Here is a 268-nt window from a genome sequence, read left to right as displayed (position 1 = left end):
AAATCCTCGGGCAGTTCCTCCAGGCGCAGCAAGCGGCCTTCGCGGACCGCCTGGGCCAACAGGCCATGGTGGTCCGACTCGATCTGCTCGCGGGCCTGCTCTTCGGTACTCAGGCCATAACAGGCCACACGCACCAGCCGGCCATGCTCGTCGCGAACGTACACGGCGCACACCACGCTGACCAGATAAGAGGCAAAGAAGCGCAGGATGTTCTCGCCAAGCATGGGCAAGGTCAGTTGCCCGAGTACCTGCTGCGCCAGTTGGGTCT

Annotated in this window: 1 protein-coding gene; it reads right to left on the bottom strand. The window is 63.4% G+C overall.

Annotation, left to right across the window (positions count from 1 at the left end):
- On the bottom strand, positions 1-268 hold a 268-nt coding region (locus tag VC352_RS24895; RefSeq protein ID WP_322982165.1), incomplete at both ends, for a hypothetical protein.

This window comes from Pseudomonas sp. C11, assembly GCF_034683865.1.
Classification (GTDB): domain Bacteria; phylum Pseudomonadota; class Gammaproteobacteria; order Pseudomonadales; family Pseudomonadaceae; genus Aquipseudomonas.
The sequence above is the reverse complement of the archived record's forward strand: the minus strand, read 5'-3'. Positions and strand labels throughout refer to the sequence as shown.